16 protein-coding genes are annotated in these 18670 nt (G+C 64.1%); 10 read left to right on the top strand and 6 right to left on the bottom strand.

What is annotated here, in order from left to right; genetic code table 11:
* The 3 genes from L21_RS03400 to L21_RS03390 all read left to right on the top strand — a co-directional run.
* The coding region (locus L21_RS03400; protein WP_074369103.1) for an iron ABC transporter substrate-binding protein at window positions 1-954 on the top strand (954 nt) is incomplete at its 5' end.
* A gap of 10 nt (window positions 955-964) precedes the next feature.
* Window positions 965-1606 carry a class I SAM-dependent methyltransferase gene (locus L21_RS03395; protein ID WP_074369087.1) on the top strand — a complete coding sequence of 214 codons (642 nt, stop codon included), beginning with the start codon at window positions 965-967 and terminating at the stop codon, window positions 1604-1606.
* A gap of 65 nt (window positions 1607-1671) precedes the next feature.
* Window positions 1672-3345, top strand: coding sequence for a radical SAM protein (locus tag L21_RS03390; RefSeq protein ID WP_256712175.1), 1674 nt, complete (start codon window positions 1672-1674; stop codon window positions 3343-3345).
* Here L21_RS03390 and L21_RS03385 read toward each other — a convergent pair.
* From L21_RS03385 to L21_RS03375, 3 genes are read right to left on the bottom strand one after another with little or no spacing between them, the layout of a single operon-like run.
* Window positions 3333-5060: a radical SAM protein gene (locus tag L21_RS03385; RefSeq protein ID WP_083608753.1), complete on the bottom strand. Its 1728-nt coding sequence runs from the start codon at window positions 5058-5060 to the stop codon at window positions 3333-3335. The genes L21_RS03390 and L21_RS03385 overlap by 13 nt on opposite strands.
* A gap of 45 nt (window positions 5061-5105) precedes the next feature.
* On the bottom strand, window positions 5106-5909 hold the full coding sequence (locus L21_RS03380; RefSeq protein ID WP_074369084.1) for an ABC transporter ATP-binding protein: 804 nt from the start codon (window positions 5907-5909) through the stop codon (window positions 5106-5108).
* Window positions 5906-7069 (bottom strand): FecCD family ABC transporter permease, encoded by a 1164-nt coding sequence (locus L21_RS03375; RefSeq protein ID WP_083608751.1) that lies wholly within the window; start codon window positions 7067-7069, stop codon window positions 5906-5908. The genes L21_RS03380 and L21_RS03375 overlap by 4 nt, the downstream gene beginning before the upstream one ends.
* A 394-nt stretch (window positions 7070-7463) precedes the next feature.
* Between L21_RS03375 and L21_RS03370 the strand changes: the two genes are divergently transcribed.
* From L21_RS03370 to L21_RS03350, 5 genes are all read left to right on the top strand, one after another.
* Window positions 7464-8549 (top strand): ABC transporter substrate-binding protein, encoded by a 1086-nt coding sequence (locus L21_RS03370; protein WP_074369083.1) that lies wholly within the window; start codon window positions 7464-7466, stop codon window positions 8547-8549.
* Window positions 8550-8566: 17 nt separating this feature from the next.
* Window positions 8567-9673, top strand: coding sequence for a methyltransferase (locus L21_RS03365; RefSeq protein ID WP_074369082.1), 1107 nt, complete (start codon window positions 8567-8569; stop codon window positions 9671-9673).
* Complete coding sequence (locus L21_RS03360) at window positions 9673-10512, top strand: DUF364 domain-containing protein (RefSeq protein ID WP_074369101.1); 840 nt, start codon at window positions 9673-9675, stop codon at window positions 10510-10512. The genes L21_RS03365 and L21_RS03360 overlap by 1 nt, the downstream gene beginning before the upstream one ends.
* 26 nt (window positions 10513-10538) lie before the next feature.
* Window positions 10539-11387, top strand: coding sequence for a class I SAM-dependent methyltransferase (locus L21_RS03355; RefSeq protein WP_256712172.1), 849 nt, complete (start codon window positions 10539-10541; stop codon window positions 11385-11387).
* A gap of 347 nt (window positions 11388-11734) precedes the next feature.
* Window positions 11735-12793 carry an ABC transporter substrate-binding protein gene (locus tag L21_RS03350; RefSeq protein WP_256712171.1) on the top strand — a complete coding sequence of 353 codons (1059 nt, stop codon included), beginning with the start codon at window positions 11735-11737 and terminating at the stop codon, window positions 12791-12793.
* A 457-nt stretch (window positions 12794-13250) separates the two neighbouring features.
* Here the strand turns inward: L21_RS03350 and L21_RS03345 are convergent, their stop codons facing one another.
* Complete coding sequence (locus tag L21_RS03345; protein WP_074369080.1) at window positions 13251-13940, bottom strand: nucleoside-triphosphatase; 690 nt, start codon at window positions 13938-13940, stop codon at window positions 13251-13253.
* Between the two features lie 235 nt (window positions 13941-14175).
* Here L21_RS03345 and L21_RS03340 point away from each other — a divergent pair, with 235 nt between their 5' ends.
* Complete coding sequence (locus L21_RS03340) at window positions 14176-14661, top strand: peptidylprolyl isomerase (RefSeq protein WP_074369099.1); 486 nt, start codon at window positions 14176-14178, stop codon at window positions 14659-14661.
* Between the two features lie 9 nt (window positions 14662-14670).
* Complete coding sequence (locus tag L21_RS03335) at window positions 14671-15141, top strand: ribonuclease III domain-containing protein (RefSeq protein ID WP_074369079.1); 471 nt, start codon at window positions 14671-14673, stop codon at window positions 15139-15141.
* Between the two features lie 205 nt (window positions 15142-15346).
* Here the strand turns inward: L21_RS03335 and L21_RS03330 are convergent, their stop codons facing one another.
* Both L21_RS03330 and acs read right to left on the bottom strand, forming a co-directional pair.
* Window positions 15347-16648 carry an L-lactate MFS transporter gene (locus tag L21_RS03330; protein WP_074369078.1) on the bottom strand — a complete coding sequence of 434 codons (1302 nt, stop codon included), beginning with the start codon at window positions 16646-16648 and terminating at the stop codon, window positions 15347-15349.
* 6 nt (window positions 16649-16654) lie between these two features.
* Window positions 16655-18544: an acetate--CoA ligase gene (acs, locus tag L21_RS03325; RefSeq protein WP_074369077.1), complete on the bottom strand. Its 1890-nt coding sequence runs from the start codon at window positions 18542-18544 to the stop codon at window positions 16655-16657.
* Window positions 18545-18670: the final 126 nt, after the last annotated feature.

Here is an 18670-nt window from a genome sequence, read left to right as displayed (position 1 = left end):
ACCGATATGGTGGGCCGGACCGTCGTCGTCCCGTCGGAGATCGAGAGCATCCTCTGCACCTCGCCGCCGTCGACGAACCTCGTCTACATGGTCGCACCCGACCGGCTCGCAGGCTGGAACTTCGCGCCCGAGAAGGGATACACCGCTGAGAGATACGCGGCACTCCCGGTCGTCGGAGGCTGGTTCGGGAAAGATACCGGCAACTACGAGACGTTCATTGCGATGCACCCCGACGTTGTCATCGAGGGCTTCACCACCGACGGCGGGGCGGCGCTCGCCTCGGTCGCCGAACGGCAGCAGAAGATGGGCGCCATCCCGGTCGTCGCCGTCGAGGATAGCACCAACTCCACCGGCTACTCCGCGCCCATCAGGTTCATGGGCGACCTCCTCGGCGAGGAGGAGCAGGCCGAAGCGATGATCGCCTACTACGAGGGTGTGCTCGCCATGGTGACGGAGCGGGTGGCCGCGATCCCCGACGACGAGCGGGTGGGGGTCTACTACGCCGAGGGGCCGAAAGGGCTCACGACCGATCCCACGGGCTCGCAGCACTCCGAACTCATCGATCTCTGCGGCGGGAGAAATGTCGCGGATTGCGCGATAACACCCGGGATGGGGATGACGGAGGTCTCGATGGAGCAGATCATCGCCTGGGATCCGGACGTCATCCTGGCCGGGGATCCCGGGTTCTACGCCACGGTCCGGACCGACCCCCTCTGGCAGGAGATCACCGCCGTGAAGACGGGCCGGGTCTACCTCACCCCGCGGACGGCGTTCTGCTGGTTCGACCGCCCGCCCGGGATCAATCGGATCGTCGGGATCCCCTGGACCGCCAGGACCCTCTATCCCGATCTCTTCCAGGATATGGACCTTGTGAGCCTCGTCCGGGAGTACCACGAGATCTTCCTCCACGTATCGCTCTCCGACGACCAGATCGAGGATATCCTGAACCCCTGAGGTCGAGAAGATGGGATACGTACCAGGCAGGTTCGACCGGGACGGGGCGGAGCACATGAACCAGATTGCAAAGACCGTTTTCGCACCGGTTTATCCGGTGATCGCGAAGCAGATAATCGAGCGGTGCAGAATCTCCCGCGGGCGGTGCCTCGATGTAGGCAGCGGCCCCGGGTCGCTCGGGATAGCGCTTGCGCAGGCGAGCGACCTTACCGTCACGCTCCTCGACTCTTCGGTGGAGATGCTTGCCCTCGCCCGGGAGAACATCCGGGAAGCCGGGCTTTCGGACCGCCTTTCACTGTTGTCGGGTGACGTCCATAACATCCCGCTTCCCGCTAGGTCCGTCGACGTCGCGGTCAGCCGCGGGTCGATCTTCTTCTGGGAGGACCTTCCCCGCGCCTTCTCCGAGATCCACCGGGTCCTCGCACCCGGCGGGAAGACCTATGTCGGGGGCGGGTTCGGGACCGCCGAACTCCGGGACGCAGTTCTGGTCGCGATGACGAAGGAAAATCCCGATTGGAAGAACTTCCGGGACAGGAACCTCGGCCCGGAGAACCGGGAGCGGGTCGCCGGAGTCCTCGCGGACCTCGGGCTCCCTCACCGGCTTGTCAGCGACGACTCGGGGTTCTGGGTCGTGATGGAGAAGGAGCGGTGAGGATGCGCTGCTCAATCTGCGAGAACCGATGTACCGTCCCGCCCGGGGGGACCGGGCGGTGCAGGATGTACACAAACGAGGGCGGGGCGATCGTCGAGCGGTTCCCCGACCGTTACATCGCTGCCATGCCGATATCCATCGAGACGATGCCGATGTGCCATTACCACCCCCGGGAGACGTTCCTGCAGGCGAGCGGTATCGGGTGCACCTTCTCCTGCGGGGGGTGCATATCCGAGACGATCGCCCACCACGCGGAAGCGGTCTCCGGGGCTCTCAGGCATATTCCGCCCGGCGCTCTGGTCGGGCGCGCCTTAAAAGAGGGGTGCCGGGGGATAGCGTTCTGCCTCAACGACCCGACCGCGATGCACCAGACCTTCCTCCGGGTGGCGCGGGCGGCGCACGATGCCGGCCTCCTCGTCGGGTGCGCGACGAACGGTTACTACACGGAGGAGTCCCTCCGCGACCTCGCGCCCGTCGTCGACTTCGTAAACATCGGGCTGAAAGGAGCGTCCGATGCGCGCTACCGTGCATGCGGGGCGGTCTCGGCGGAACCGGCCTTCCGGGCGGTGAAGACCCTTCACGAAGCAGGCGTTCACGTCGAGGTCTCCTGTATCCATTCCCGGGGGTGCGACGACGAGATCCGGGCCGCGGCCGCCCGGGTCGCGGAGGTCTCCCCCGATATCCCGTTCCTCGTCATGCGGTTCATCCCGTTCGGCGATGAGCCGCCGGAGAGGGAACCGACGATCGCGGAGTCGGAGCGGATCTGCGACGACCTGCGGCGGACGCTCCGGTACGTCTATCTCTTCAACTCCCCCGGGACCGGGTACCTCGATACGGCGTGCCCGTCCTGCGGGGAGACGGTCGTCCGGCGGGAGTTCTTCGGGCCGATGGGAGCGCGGACGATCGCGATCCCCCCGGATGTCCGGTGCTCCTGCGGGTTCTCACTCCCTGTTGTCGGGAATGTCGGGGAGACGCCGTACGCCGAGCCGGGGATGATGGGCGGCTACCGGTTCACCCGGGCGCTGGAGATGGTTCACGCCGTCCTGGTCTGCCTCGGCGTGGAGTCCGACGCCGACCTCGCCCGAATCTGGGCGGGGGTCATCCGGGACGACTACATCCGGGACCTCCACGGGAAGATCCAGTCAATAGACGGCTACCTCGACCTCGTCCGGGAACTCGGTGAACGGGCCGGCCGGCCCGGGGCGGCGGAGAGGCTGGCCGGCTACATCGGCGACCGGGTGGCGGCGGTCTCGTCGGCGGTCGAGGGCTGCCGCCGGCCCCGGGTCTACTACTCGATGGGGACGCCGCTCTTCGCCCTGAACGCCGACCGGTTCGAGATGGATCTCGTGGAGGCGGCCGGCGGCGATCCCGTCAACCGGGGGATCGCCCGGGCCGGTAAACCGGGGGTCAACATAACGCCGGAGGAGTTTGCTGCGTTCAACCCCGAGTACATCTTCGTATCCGGGTTCCTCTCGGCGCCTGCCTCCGATTACATTGCGGCATGCCGGAAGATGGGGCTCTTGGCCGACGCGGTCGAGCACGGCCGGGTCTACACCATGCCGCCGGGCTGGGACTTCGGCAACCCCCGCTGGGTGCTCGGCCTCTGTGCTATCGCAGGCACCCTCCACCCGGAGCGCGCCGCCTTCGACCTTGCCGCGGAGCAGGACCGGTTCTACCGGACGTTTTACGGGACCAGCGCGGCCGCGGTATCAGGAAACAGGTCGTTCTACCGCCCGTAGGGGATCTCCCCGCCCACCGCACGGACGCACGAGAGCACCGCTTCCTCGACCTCCCCCGGGGCCGGGCACCCGGCGTCCGGGTGGAGGATGCCTGCCACGGCGGCGATCGATGCCGCCCACCCGAGGCACCCTGTTTTTGTGCCGGCCGGGAGCCGGTATACAGCACCCCGCCTCACCGCCTCTGTAAGCACTCCCGCATCAAGGCAGGCCCGGACAAAGGTCTCCGTATCGACCGGGGCGACCTCCTGGTAGAATACGACCTCCGGCCGGAGCGCCTCGATCTCTTGGGCCGTGACCGGTCGTGCGTCCCGGTCGCCCCGTCCCAGGTTACGGTTCACCGGGTAGCCGCCGGCGGAACTGATGAGCGATATCTCCGGTTTGTCGGCATAGAGCGGGACCAGGGGATGGCCGAGGGCCACATAGATCCGTGGCCGCCCCATACCGACGGTCTTATCCCTGATCCCTGACACGATTGAAAGGAGATCCGAGGCGAGCCGCTCCCCCTCGTCCCGCCTCCCGCCGGCGGCCGCATACGATCGGAGGGCCGAGCAGAACCCCCGAGGCGTTGCTATCCTCTCGTGGAGCGTCGAAAGTCCCCCGCTTGCGAGCTCGGCGGCAAGAACCCTGCCCTGCGCCGCCCGGTCGGTGACGCCCGCCGCCGCGAGCATACCCCGGATGAGCTCAAGCCCGCGCGTGGGCCGGTAGCCGCCGGCGTACCTCGCCTCAGGTCGCCACTCTGCGGTCATCCGGCCTGATACCGGCACCCTCGCGCCGCACGCGCACCGCTCTCCCGGGTGCACCCATTCGTTCCTTGCCCCCATCGGCCCGTTGAAGGCCCGCCTGATGAGGATGCGCCCGCAGGCCGGGCATCTGGTGGAGAGCCGGCTCGTCCCCGGGGTGTTGAAGAGGTAGACGTTCTCGAGGATCGAGGAGACCGTCTCTGCAAGGTCTTCGGCCTCGCGTGCCGCAGGCACTCTCTCCTCTCCTCCTCCAGAGAACGGCATAAAGCGCATGATCTGGAAGGGGATGCCGGCGTCCGTAGCGGCAACCCTCTCTGCGGCAGAGACGACCTCATCCTCGCGGCCCCGCACGTAGACCACCGAGACCTCGACGTGGACACCCGCCTCATAGAGCGCCCGCACCGTCCTGAAGGCCGGCCCGGCCGAGGCCCCGCCGCACTCCCGGTAACACGCATCAGACGCCCCTTTCAGCCCCACATTGACACAGTCGAGGAGCGGTGCAAGGGCACACGTAGCCTCGTCCCCCAGGTAGCCGTTCGTCGAGCACCCGAAGAGCAGCCCGGCATCGTGCGCGGCATCAGCAAGGCGCAGGACGGTCGGCAGGGATACCGCGGGCTCGTTGATGCAGAAGAGGATTCCCCGGCAGCCTGCCGCCTCCGCTTCACTGACCACGTTATCAGGCGGCAGGCGCACGAGCGCCCCGGTGAGGGTACCGGGATCGGCGGTCAGGATTGCTGAGACGCACCCGGGGCAGGAGAGGTTGCAACCGACCGAGGAGACGGCATAGAAGGTATGTCCCGGCCAGAAATGAAGGAAAGGGACCGTCTCTATGGCGGTCGGGTAGCGTGCCAGGTAGGAGTCGGGGAAGACCTCGACGGCCGCTCCTCCGGCACCCCGGTACATGCCGCATCTGCCGCACTCCCCCTCAGGGATCCGGCAGCGGTGGGCGCAACAGCGGCACTCATGCGTCAGCATCCCGCTTCTCTTCCTTTGGGGTGGCGGACCGCGGTGTCGGGGTCATTATACCTCCCCTCTGCCCCGGCACCCGCAGGGATTCATCGGGATGCAGACCGTCCGCCCAGCCTCCTCAATGTAGTGGACGCAGATATCGACCCCGTAAGCCTCACGGAGGTTCTCCTTCGTGATGACGTCCTCGGCCCGGCCCTGCGCGATCAGCCTGCCTTTATTGAGGATGGCGGCCGAATGCGAGATCAGGAACGCGTGGTCGGGGAAGTGGGTGCACATCAGGATGGCGATCCCGTCGGCGGCGAGCTGGTCGATAGTCGCTATCGTCTTCATCTGGTTGCCGACATCGAGATGCGACGTCGGTTCGTCGAGGATGAGCAGCGACGGTTCCTGGGCGAGGGCGCGGGCGATCATCACCATCTGCGACTCTCCCCCCGACATCTCGGAGATGGACTTCTCCCGGAGATGGGTGATCCCGATCCGCTCAAACGCCTCCTCCGCCTTCTCGTAGTCCTCCTCGCCCGGGACCGAGAAGGCTGATATATGGGGGGCTCTCCCCATGAGGACGAAATCGAGCGCCGAGAACGGGAAGACAGCCTGGTGGGCCTGGGGGACGTAACCGACCTGCCGCGCGACCTCCTCGGGCCGCATATCGCCGACCCGGCGGCCGTTGATCTCCACCTCCCCCTTCTGGAGCGTGAGGATGTTTAAGATGCACTTGATCAGGGTCGATTTTCCGGTCCCGTTCCTCCCGAGGAGGGAGAGGACCTCTCCTCTCCGGAGGGAGAGGGAGATCTCTTCGAACTGTTTTGTGATGCCGTCGTACGAGAACGAGGCGTTGTTGACGTCTAAGATCATGATATCCAGCCTACCTTTTTGCGTGTCAGGAGGTATGCAAAGAATGGCGCACCGACGAGCGACGTCAGGATGCCGAGCGGGATCTCGGCTGCGGTCAGGGTTCTTGCGATGTCGTCGACGACGAGAAGGAACGAGGCCCCGAGAATGGCTGATACGGGGATGAGCTTGCGGAAATCGGGGCCGACGAGCATCCTTCCTATGTGGGGGACGACGAGACCGACCCAGCCGATGATCCCGCTGATACAGACCGCGGAGGCGGTGATGACCGTCGAGGCGATGATGAGCACCACGGTCATCCTCTTTGTGTCCACCCCGAGCGCCCGCGCCTCCTCTTCGCCGACCGCGAGGAGGTTGATCCGCCACCTGACGAGGTAGAGGCAGAGAGCGCCGAGAAGGATCGGCGGGGCGACCGCGACGATGTCGGCGTTCGAGACCGCGGAGAGGCTTCCCATCAGCCAGAAGACTATCGCGGGCAGGGTGTCGTACGGGTCGGCGATGTACTTGGTGAGGGATATGAAGGCGGAGAAGAGTGATCCAACGATGATCCCCCCGAGGACGAGGACGAGGGTCGAGCCCTTGCCGACGGCCCGACCGATGCCGTAGGTGACGGCGACCGCGAGGATCCCGAAGACGAAGGCGGAGACCTGGATGACCCAGGGGTTGCCGGAGAGGAGGATCCCGAGCGCCGCCCCGAACCCTGCGCCGGCGGAGACGCCGAGGATGTCGGGCGAGACGAGGGGGTTCCTGAAGAGTCCCTGAAACGAGGCGCCGGCGATGGCGAGCCCTCCCCCGACGAGCATCGCCGCTATCAACCGCGGGAGCCTGATCCGGAAGACGACCGTCTCTTCCGATGCTCCCCAGGTCTGCTCGAAGGAGGGGAGGAGGACCGGGTGACCGGAGACGGTCGAGAGCAGGGACGACGCACCGTCGAAGCATGCGTTCGCCGACCCGATGATGAGGATCCGGCAGGTCTCCACCGGGTCCATCATGTATCTCCCGAAGAAGAGGGAGAAGAAGAAGAGGGCGACCGGGAGGAGGTAGATGGCCTTCCGTGCCGGGATCAGCTGGAGAACGGCTTCATGGGCCGGTATGCCGTCCCGAAAAAGAGATCGCCAAAAACCGATCGCAACATTCTTCCCGGGTTCCTGTCCGATCTCCATAATCGGTTCTTTCCTATGGGTCATCCGGTATACCGTCCATATCTGATCTGCCTATACTTTTCATTTAACTTTATGGGAATGTAAACTGCATAACATTTACAACAATGATAAAAAGGTTCGGCAGGTTCTGTCGCGTTGCGCAATTCCTCAAGGGTTCCCTCAGGGGTCTTTTCTGCGGCGGCTCCGCTTGGATTACCGCCGCAACCGGTGTGTTGTAACAGTTCAAGTGTGCCCGATTCGAGATCACCGTGCCGAATGGGGCGTATCGGTTCGGGTGCGGGGATACAGATCTCTGTATCCTTGCCAATAAACCGTTTTAACTTGACAATCTCAAGATGTAAATATTATATATTTAATATCTCCTCACGCTGCACTAATATACGGTGTAGTTGGTATGAAGAAAGATGCTCGTCATCTGGTTCCTGCCATTGTGGCCGTCTGCGCCGTCCTGGCTCTTGCTTTCATCCTTGCAGCGCCCGGGACAGCCGGTGAAGAATCTGCTGTAACCGTCCGGAACATTACTGATATGGACGGCAGGACAGTGGTCATCCCGTCCGAGGTCAGGACCGTGGCCATCACCTGCTGCGGCGGAGCGGCGCAGGAACTGGCCGCCCTGGGGGTCGGCGACCGGGTCGTCGCCCAGCCGCAACAATGCACTACGGAGCGCCTGTACACCGTCGTCCCGGGATACTGCACCACACCCGACGTCGGTTCCTTCGACAACGCCAACGTGGAGGAGATCCTGAAACTCAACCCCGACATCGTTATCGGGAGTTATTATGCAGAGACTGGAAACGCCCGCATTGAAGCGGCCGGGGTTCCGGTCGTGCGGGTACTCACGGGGCGTGCCGGAGTCGAGGAACTGAAACAGGAGTTCCGCATGCTGGGTCTGGTCTTCGGGCGCGAAGAGCGTGCCGAACGGCTGGTTGCGTACTGGGATGAAACGCTCGCGCGGATAGAGTCGAAACTCGCCGATATCCCCGAGGGCGAGCGGAAACGGGTCTATTATATGATGAGCACGCCCCTCAAGACAGAAGGACACGGTGCGTGGGGCAACGACATGATTCGCGCGGCAGGAGGGATCAACGTCGCCGGAGGGATCGACCAGAAGGTTATCCGTGGGGGCTATGAGATCTCTGCCGAAGAGCTCGTCCGGTGGGACCCCGAGGTTATCTACGTTGCGTCGAACATGAAGGACTACTCGAGCCCGGCCGGTGCGTTTGTAGCCAACCCCCAGTTTGCGACCATCACAGCGGTCCGGGATGGGGCGGTGTATCCGTGTCCCATAGGAACCTTCTGGTGGGATCGCCCCGCACCGGAGAGCCCGCTCGGGATCCTCTGGCTTGCACAGAAACTCTACCCCGACCGGTTCGCCGACGTCGACCTCGCCGACGAGACAAAGAAGTTTTTCCGTGAGTTCTACGACTACGACCTCACGGACCAAGAGGTAGAGAGCATCCTCCACCCGACACCAATTTGAACGGATGTGATTACACCATGACAAAACAGACAATCCAGCTCCGGCAGGTCATGCCGGCGGTAGAGGGTGTTGCACGCCTGGATGCAGCCCTGTCCGGGTACCAATCGTACCAGGTCCTCTCGGCAGCGCTCGAACTCCGGTTCTTTGACTGGCTCTCGGAGCGTGGCCCGACCGCACGAAACGACGTCACTGCAATCGGCATAAACGGGATGTTTACCCGGGGTTTTCTCGCGGCGCTCGCCGATATGGGATATATCACGTTCGAAGAGAACGTGTGTGCAAACACCCCAATCGCCGAAGAACTCCTGGTCAGCACCAGCCCCACCTACCAGGGCGACCTGATTCTCGCCGCCTGCAGGGAAACTTCGTTGTGGTCCGACCTGGCCGCAACGCTCAGGAACGGCATGGAGACACCGAAAACCGGTCCCCGGCCGACGCACGACCACCTCAGGGCGGTCGCCCAGCGGTGCACCCGGGGCGAACTGCAGCACGTAGTCAGCCAGATCGGCCAGCGCCCCGAGTTCGGGAACGCCCGGTCCATGCTTGATGTCGGCGGCGGCCACGGCCTCTACGCCGTCGCCCTCTGCCAGGAGAACCCGAACCTCCAGGCAACCGTCTTCGATCTACCGCACGTGGTGCCGCTGACCCGGGAGTACATCGGCAAATACGGTATGGGTGGACGGGTCTCCGCCCGGGGAGGAGACATCCTCGCCGACGATCCGGGCAGGGGTTACGACCTCGTCATCGTCTCGCACCTCCTCTATAAGTTCCGGGACCGGCTGACGGACGTCCTCGGCAAGATCACGGAATCCCTCGCCCCCGGTGGTCTTCTCGTCCTCAACCATCTCTTCTGCTCACCGGGCTGCACCATAGCCTCCGGGAGCGGGACTGCAGAACTCGACCGGGCACTCATGAGCGCCGGGCATCCGCTCTGCCACCCGGAAGGCCTTGAGGCCGTGCTCAAGCGCCTGGGATACATCGACATCACCAACTCCCCCCACGAGACCGGAATGGGCTATGGCGTCCTCTTCTGTGCGACGAAAGGTGACAGCGAGACCGGGCATTGCCGGGACGGCTCCTCGTCTTCCGGGTGCAGTTGCGGGCCGGGCGGGTGCGGGAACTGATGGGCGACAGCACAGTCCTCGACGAGACCGTCCGGATCCTCAAGGAGCGCCTCGGGGAGAGGATGGATGACGTGAGGGTCGAGCGGGCGGTTGTGGGAATCTTCTTCACCGGAGTCAAACTCAGTACGGGCCACGGGGGCATCTGCGCCACGCCCATAAAGTCGATCCCGGAAGCCGTCTGCTGCCCGAGTTCGGCAAAGGCGATGCCGCACTCGGGGAGGCTCCGGGAGCGGAACATAGGGGCCTACCTGGCCGACGCCCTTGGAGACCGGCCGATGCGCAAGGCGCTCGGGATCGCGGTCGTCAGCGCGTTATCGGCGCTCTGTGACGATGTATGCCCCGGGCCGGATCACCCCGTTGTACGCGGCGTCGATGCGGTCGATCTCCTCACGATACAGGAGAGCGGGAATGTCGTGGTCGTCGGGGCGCTGACCCCGTATCTGCGTGCCCTCAAGCAGGCCGGCCAGCCGTTTCGCGTCCTCGAGATGGATCCCCGTACGCTCAAGCCCGACGAACTGCCGTTCTACACGCCGGTCGAGGAGACGGATATGGTCGTTCCCTGGGCCGATACCCTGGTCATCACCGGCACCACGCTGATCAACGGGACGCTCGACCACCTGCTCGAACTCGCCCGGCCGGAAGCCACGGTGGTCGTGCTCGGCCCTTCGGTGAGCATCCTCCCCGATGCTCTCTTCTCGCGCGGCGTGGAGATCGTCGGTGGAAACCAGGTGACCGATCCCGATCGCCTGCTGGATATCCTTGCCGAGGGCGGTTCCGGCTACCACTTCTTCGGGAAGGGGGCCGACCGGATCGCCGTCCGGCGGTCCCAGGAACCGTGAACGCACGAATGACACCGGATAACAATGTGAAATGCTGGATCGACTGCTGGAATGCATCGGCACAGAACAGCAGGATAGTCACTGACGACCTGCAGGCGACCCAATGGGATGAGCGGGCTGACCGCTTTGTACAGAACATGGATGAGGAAAGGCACCGGAAACGAGTTGCCGATGTTTTTGCAATTCTGGAGGAGGCCGGTATCTCGCTCGAGGGCGCACGCGTCCTCGACATCGGGTGCGGACCGGGCACCCTCTCCCTCCCCCTTGCCCGGGCCGGGGCGGACGTCACGGCCCTCGACATCTCGACGAGGATGCTCGACCACCTCAGGGAAACCGCGAAAAACGAGAGGTTACGGATCAACGCGGTCGAATGCTCGTGGTGGTCGGCCGATATCGACAAACTTGGGTTCCGGGAGAAGTTCGATCTCGTGATCGCGTCGATGACGCCGGGAATCAGGGACGTCGAGACCTTCGACCGGATGATGGCGTGTTCAAGGCAGTTCTGCTATTACAGCCGCTTCGTCGGGAGGGTGGGCACAGACGGGGCTCGCCGGGAGATTTTCAGGAAGATCCTGGGTGAGGAACCCGAAACTCCCGGACCGGATATGGTGTATCCGTTTATGTACCTCTATGTTCTCGGTTACCGGCCGCTTGTGAAGTTCAGCCGTTTTTCAAGGACCCAGGAGCGGAACTGGGCCGAAGCAGCGGAAGAGACGATCAACGATCTGAAATGCACCCGCTATGTTTCCAGCGATGTCGAGGAAAAGATCAGGGAGTACTACAAAAATGCGTCGCCGGACGGCAAATATCGTTCCGAAACAGAGAGTTGCAGCGGCATGATGGTCTGGTCCGTCACGGCCGGAGACGGGGTATGAACGGGCTCAACTGATCGATGCTTTTCCGTTCGGCATGCCCGGAGAAATTAACGGAGAACTTCTCGTATCCCCTCTCCCCATCCTGTCGCCGAACTTCGGGGGTTTACCGGAGTATAACCCATCAGAGATCGCCCAACCGGGTTCCGTACCAGGGGGTGCCCCGGCGAACTCACCGACCTCGCAACACGGGAAAATTAACAATAAAATGTTAACAAATCTATTTTGTAAATAGAAAAAATTAAACTCCCGGCATTAAAGACGTTATACCACACCTGTGAGGCGATATGCCGGATTGCCCGAAGGACTACCCGTACGGGACCTGCGTATGAGGCCTGCAGGGGGCGTTGATGATGAAAGAGACGAGTACAGTCCTGAAAGCGTTCATAGTCCTATCACTCATAGCACTTCTGGCGTTCACCTGCGGCTGCACCGGGCAGGGACAGGCAACCGACAGCGGGACAAGGGTGGTCACGGACATGGCGGGGCGGGAGGTTGTCATCCCGAAGAATATCGATAGTATCGTGACGATCGGTTCCGTGCCGGTGTTGAATAGTTTCATGTTCATTATGGGGAAGGGGGATAAGATCGCCAATAACCTGCCCGACTCATTTATCAAACAAGGCAAGTGGAAGTACCAGTATGCGATCGAGCCCGGTCTAAAGAATAAGCCAACGATCCAACCAGCAGGCGGGGAGATCAATATCGAGGAGCTCATGAAGATCAACCCCGACGTTGTGTTTACCATGGAGAGGGGGCAAGTAGAAACACTCGAGAAGAACGATATCCCTGTCATTTACCTCTCCTGGACGGATGCCGAGGACGTGAAGGGCCTGATGAGAGTGCTCGGGGGGATCTTCGACGAGCAGGAGAGGGCTGAGAGATACGTCAGGTACTTCGACGAGGCCACCGCCCGCCCGGGTAAGGTCGTCGCATCCCTGCCGGACGACCAGCGGCCGAAGGTGCTGTTCTGCAACTACAACAGCATGTCGGCAGGCCTCAAGATAAGTGATTGGTGGATCGAGAAAGCCGGAGGCATAGCTGTCGCCAAGAACAAACGCGTCGCGGAGAGCATGACGTTCGATCTGGAGCAGCTACTCGCATGGGACCCCGACGTGATCATCCTCTTCAATCCCGAACAGACTGCCCCTGTTCGAAATGATACAAGGCTCAGCGGGGTAAGCGCGATAAAGAACGGAAACGTGTATGCGGCGCCCATGGGAGCACACTACTGGTGCCAGCGTACGAGCGAGACGCCGCTGATGGTGCTCTGGGTAGCGAAGATAATCTACCCCGAACAGTTCAAGGACTTCGATATGGAGGCAGAGGTCATAGCCTTCTACAAAGAGTTCTACAACTGCGACATAACACGGGAGCAGGCGGCGGAGATACTCAGCGGAACGGCATAAGCACCGCCGAATGTTCCGTGCCTCTAAATTCGCATAGAGTGAGTTGTTGCGGGTGAAAGGAAAACTACGGTCTGAAAAGCGCTCATAACGATATCACTCATAATATCGTGTTGCGCAATCTCCAAGGATTTCCTCGCGGGTCTTCCTGCGGTGGCTTTGCTCGGGGTAAGGCCGTTCCCAACGTTCTTTCTTGGGCATGAAGGCCCGGAATGGACGACCGTCGTCATCACGTTTGCGGTTGGGCAGCCTGAATATGCGACACGGCAGGCAGATCCCATTTTTCAGCCGCAATCGAGGGCCGGAAGTCGTGTATCGACTGTGCGCGACCCGGCGGCAGTCCGTCGATGCGTTGGTGCCGGTGGGCGTTCTCGTAGCCCGCTCATTATACCGGAGTAAAAAATGCATCGGGTTTTTCCGCAGATCCCCGTTGTCGTTCCGGATCCGGGGAGGGCTCCCCTCACTCCTCGGGACCGTAGCACCGCCGGAGGATCACCGGGGTGCTCCGTGGCGCCCCGGCGGCCGCATCCGCAAAGAGCGCTGGAGCGCCGATGCGATCCCCCGGGAGCGGAGGCGCCGGAACCGGGGAGAACGTCTGCGCCTCCCGCCACTCCCAGACGGCATCCATCACGGCGTCCGCCGTCGCCATGACGCTCGCGGCCCCGACGTCCACCACGACGGGGTTCGTGATATTCCACCGCTCGACGACGGTATCGAGGAGCCGGCGCCGGACCGTCCAGACCATCGGCGGGTGCGGGTGCGCGAGCAGGCGGTCGAGCTGCTCCGCCCAGACCCCGCCCTGGAGTTCGAACCTCCCCACCTCGTCGATGACCATCAGATCGGTCTCCCGCGGGTCGGGCGGCGCGAGCGCCCGGCGGCCGAACGCGAGTCCTTCGGGGCGGAAGTAGAACCGGCCGTGGGCCTCGCACCGGGGATCGGGGTCGACCGAACAGAGTTCCTCGTGCTCGCCGGTGGCGAGGTCGACCAGGGTGAACCCCGACCGCCGCCCGTCCCGCACGTGTCCGGGGGCGATGACCCCGCGGACGCGCACGTTCAGCCCGACGATGAGCCCGAGAACCAGATGCAGGAACGTCGTCTTGCACTGGCCCTGTCCGCCGGTGATGATGAAGACCGGCGCCCGGCGGTTCATTCGGGGAGCCCTCCGCTGCCAGAGATCGGATGGGGAATGGTGGATATATCCCGGCCGGGGAGAATGTTCGCTCCGGAGTACATACATATATTTCCGGGCTGCTCATATAAATCACTTTTACTCGCGAGGTTTGTTTATTTGATCTTGTTGACCTGGTGAGCCAGGCCTCCCGGCATGCCGCCCTCCATCAGTATAAGTAGAAAAACGGGACAATACCATAACGGAGTTAATGATTATGGCTGAAAAGAACGTCGTGCTCCACACGACCATGGGAGATATCACGATCCGCCTCTACGACGACATGCCGGTGACCGCGGGGAACTTTGAGAAACTCGCAAAATCCGGGTTCTACGACGGCACGATCTTTCACCGCGTGATCGCGAACTTCATGATCCAGGGCGGCGACCCCACCGGCACCGGGACGGGCGGCCCGGGCTACACCATCACCGACGAGTTCGTGAAGGGCCACTCAAACGTCCGGGGGACGATCGCGATGGCGAACACCGGACGCCCGAACTCCGGCGGCAGCCAGTTTTTCATCAACCTGGTGGACAACACCTACCTCGACTGGGACAACCCACAGACGCCGAGCGCCCACCCGGTCTTCGGCGAGGTCGTCGGCGGGATGGACATCGTCGACAAGATCGGGAAGGTGAAGACGGGCTCCGCCGATAAGCCGAAGGTCCCCATCCGGATCGAGAAGGCGGAAGTCCTGGAGTAACCTCTTTTTATGCGCCAGAGTGACGCCGGCCGCAGGGACCCGGGCGTGATCGAGGAGCGGATCGGCTATACCTTCAAGGATCGTTCGCTTCTCGAGCGGGCGCTCACCCGCCTCGCCTACACCCTGGAGGCGGGGCTTCCTGCCGACGCCCACATGGACGCCCTCGCCACTCTCGGCGATGCGGTCATCAACGTGGCCGTCGTTGAGGCGGTGGTCGCGGGCGGGGCGCACGACAAAGGCGCGATCACGAACCGCAAGATGAACCTGGTGAACATGTCCCGGCTCCGCGCTCTCGCCGAAGACCTCGCTCTCGCGGACTACGTCCGCTGGGGGAAGGGCGAGGCCGCCCAGAGGGTCTGGACCTCCGGCCGGGTCCTCGCCGAGTGCCTGGAAGCGCTCGTCGGCGCGGTCTACCTGGACGGCGGGATGGGTGCGGCCGCGGGAGTGCTCCGGCGGCTCGGGCTCACGGAGAGCGTGTAACCGTTCTCTCCGTCGAACGCTTCACACAACCCCCGGGGAAACCCGTTCGTCGATAGAAGGCAGTATAGCCTCACGCGAAGTGCGCGAAGCCGCGAAGGGGAGTTGCTCTCGGATAACCGTTCTTCGCGTCCTTCGCGGCTTCGCGTGAGTCAATGATTTAGGATAATTTGAAGGAACTCATCCTTAGCGGAGCGATTCCTCTAAGTCAATTACCCTGTTCTTCCACCGCCGATCCCGGCAGGGGCTCTCTCGCCGGAACGCCGGCCGGCGGCCGCATCAGGAGCCAGGCGACGGCGAACCCCACGGCGGCGAGGGCCGCGACCCACGGGAAGACCCCGAGATACGTCCCGGTCGCCGTCCGGATGAACCCCGCGAGCTGCGGCCCGGCGATGGCGCCTGCGCCGTAGGCGAGGAAGACGACCCCGTAGCAGCGCGGGTAGTCGCACGTCCCGAAGTAGGAGGCCGTCGCCGTCGGCGCGATCGCAAGCCAGCCCCCGAGGCAGCCCCAGAGGACGGCGAACGCGACGATGTAGGCGGGAACCCCCGGTGCGAGCCACATCAGGACGGATGCCGCCGCGATCAGCGCGAAGGTCAGCATCGCCGTCTTCTGCGCCGATATCCGGTCGGCAAGCCCGCCGAACGCCGGCCGGCCCAGCCCGTTGAAGACGGCGAAGAACCCGACGAGGAGCGTTGCGAGCCCCGCGTCCACCCCGGCGAGTTCGGTCCCGACCGGTTTTGCGATCGAGATCGCCATCAGCCCCGCGAGGCAGCCGACGAAGTAGCAGGCGAAGAGCCCGTAGAACGTTCCCGTCCGGAGCATCCCTCTCCGGTCGCACTCGCAGACCGGCGCCGTTCCGACCCCGGGTGCGGGCGCCGACCATCCCGCCGGCCGCCAGCCCTCCGGCGGGAACCGGAGCGGCAGGGCCGAGATGACCAGCACGGCGATCAGCGCGGCGCCGAAGATCCGGAACGTCGCCATCACCCCGTAGGCGGCGATCAGGGCTCCGGCGGCGTTCGCGGTGACGAAGGCCGAGAACCCGAATCCGAGCAGGGCAAGCCCGACCGCGAGCCCCCGCCGGTCCGGGAACCACCGGGTGGCCACGGCGACCGGCGCCCCGTAGGCGATCCCGACCCCGAGCCCGCCGATAACGCCGTAGACGACGTAGAGAGCCTCGACCGACGTCGCCGTCGAGGCGAGGATCCACCCGAGGCCGGTGAGGAGCCCGCCGACGATCGTCACTCTCCGCGGGCCGTAGCGTTCGATGTACTTCCCGGTGAGCGGCATCGCTATCGCGAAGAAGGCGAGGAAGACCGAGAACGGGAGGAGGACCTCCGCCGCCGTCACCTCCCGACCGAGCGTCGCGGTGAAGTGCGCCGCAAGCGGCGCCACAAATACGCTCCAGGAGTAGATGCTCCCGAGGCAGAGGTTGACGACGAGGCCGAGGGCGACGAGCCCCCATCGCCCCTTCTCCGCAGGCAGCCCGAAGATCGTCGGTGTGTCCGTCATGACCGTCTACTCCTCGAGCGTTGAGATGTCGCCCGGGTCCATCCCGAGCTCGCGGGCTTTCAGGACCCGGCGCATGATCTTGCCGCTCCGGGTCTTCGGGAGCCTGTCCATGAACTCGATCTCGGCCGGAACCGCGACGGGCCCGAGGCTCTTTCGGACGTGCCGGGCGAGGTCGTCGGTGAGGCCGTCGCCGGGGCTCACCCCCACGCGGAGGGTGACGAACGCCTTGATGACGTTCCCTTTCAAGGGATCGGGTTTCCCGATGACCGCCGCCTCCGCCACCGCGTCGTGGGAGACGAGCGCGCTCTCGACCTCGGCCGTCCCGATGTTGTGCCCGGCGACGACGATCAGGTCGTCTGCCCGGCCGAGGACCATGATGTAGCCGTCCTCGTCCTTCACCGCGAGGTCGCCTGTGGTGTAGCACCCGGGGATGGTCTTCCAGTAGGCGCAGTAGCGCTCGTCGTTGCCGTGAACCGTCCGGAGCATGGCCGGCCAGGGCTCGCGGATCACCAGGAACCCGCCGGTTCCGGGCGGGACGGGTTTCCCCGTCCTGTCGACGACGTCCACGACGGCGCCCGGGATGGGTTTGCCGGCAAACCCCGGCTTCATCGGTTCGCCGACCATCGTGGTGATCATGTGCATCCCGGTCTCGGTCTGCCACCAGGTGTCCACGATCGGGCACCGCTCGCCGCCGATGGTGCGGTAGTACCACTCGAACGCCTCGGGGTTGAGCGGTTCGCCGACCGAACCGAGCACCCGGAGCGTCGAGAGGTCGTACTTCGCCGGCCACTCGTCACCGTAGCGCATGAACATCCGGATGGCCGTCGGCGCGGTGTAGAAGATCGTCACCCCGAGATCCTGGACCAGCCGCCAGTAGGCGCCCGGATCCGGGTAATCGGGCGTCCCTTCGGCGATGACGACCGTCGTCCCGACCGCGAGCGGGCCGTAGACGATATAGCTGTGGCCGGTGATCCACCCGGGGTCGGCGGTGCACCAGAAGACGTCGGTCTCCTTGATGTCGAAGTCGTGGCGGGCGGTGTAGTAGGTCCCGACCATGTAACCGCCGCAGGTGTGGACGATCCCCTTCGGTGCGCCGGTCGAACCGCTCGTATACAGGATGAAGAGCGGGTCCTCCGAGTCCATCACCTCCGGCGGGCAGTCCGGCGCGGCCTCTCCCGTGAGGGCCGCATAGTCGACCTCGCGTGCGGGATCGAGGCCGGCGCCCGGGCTCTCCCGCCGGAGGACGACGACCCGCTCGACGGACGGCGTGTGGCGGATGGCCTCATTTGCGATCTCCCTGAGCGGGACGGTCTTTCCCCGCCGGTAGCCGACGTCCGCGGTGACGAGGACCTTTGCCCCCGCATCGTTGATCCGCATCGCGAGCGCATCGGGCCCGAACCCGCCGAAGACCACCGAGTGGACGGCACCGATCCGGGCGCAGGCGAGCATCGCGACAATCTGCTCGGGGACGAGCGGCATGTAGATGCAGACCCGGTCGCCTTTCCCGACGCCCAGGGACTTCAGGCCGTTTGCAAACCGCATCACCTCGCGCTGCAGGGCCTCGTAGGTGAGGATCCGCTTCTCTCCGCTCTCCCCGTGCCAGACGATCGCCGGCTTCTCCTTCCGGCCGGCTGCGACGTGGCGGTCCAGGCAGCTCGCGGTGATGTTCAGTTTTCCGTTGACGAACCACTTCGCGTAGGGGTAGTTCCACTCCCTGACCCTGTCCCAGGGCTCGAACCAGACGAGCTCACGGGCGACATTCTCCCAGAAACCCTCGGGGTCGCGCATGAACTCGCCGTAGGCCTGTGAGTAGTCCGGCACCCAGGCATTCGTTCTGCACTGGGGGTCCGGGAGGTAGCGTTTCTCCTCCAGTTTTACGGCGAACGACTCAGCCATTCTCCTCATTCCGTCTTCATTCATCCTCCGGGCTTCTCTGTTCGGCCCGCAATCGTGCTACCTGTGCATACCGGTCGCCGGCAGCCGGTGCCGGTCCCCGCGGGGGCGTGACCGTCGCAGATCTCT

This window comes from Methanoculleus chikugoensis (assembly GCF_900095385.1).
Classification (GTDB): domain Archaea; phylum Halobacteriota; class Methanomicrobia; order Methanomicrobiales; family Methanoculleaceae; genus Methanoculleus; species Methanoculleus chikugoensis_A.
The sequence above is the reverse complement of the archived record's forward strand: the minus strand, read 5'-3'. Positions and strand labels throughout refer to the sequence as shown.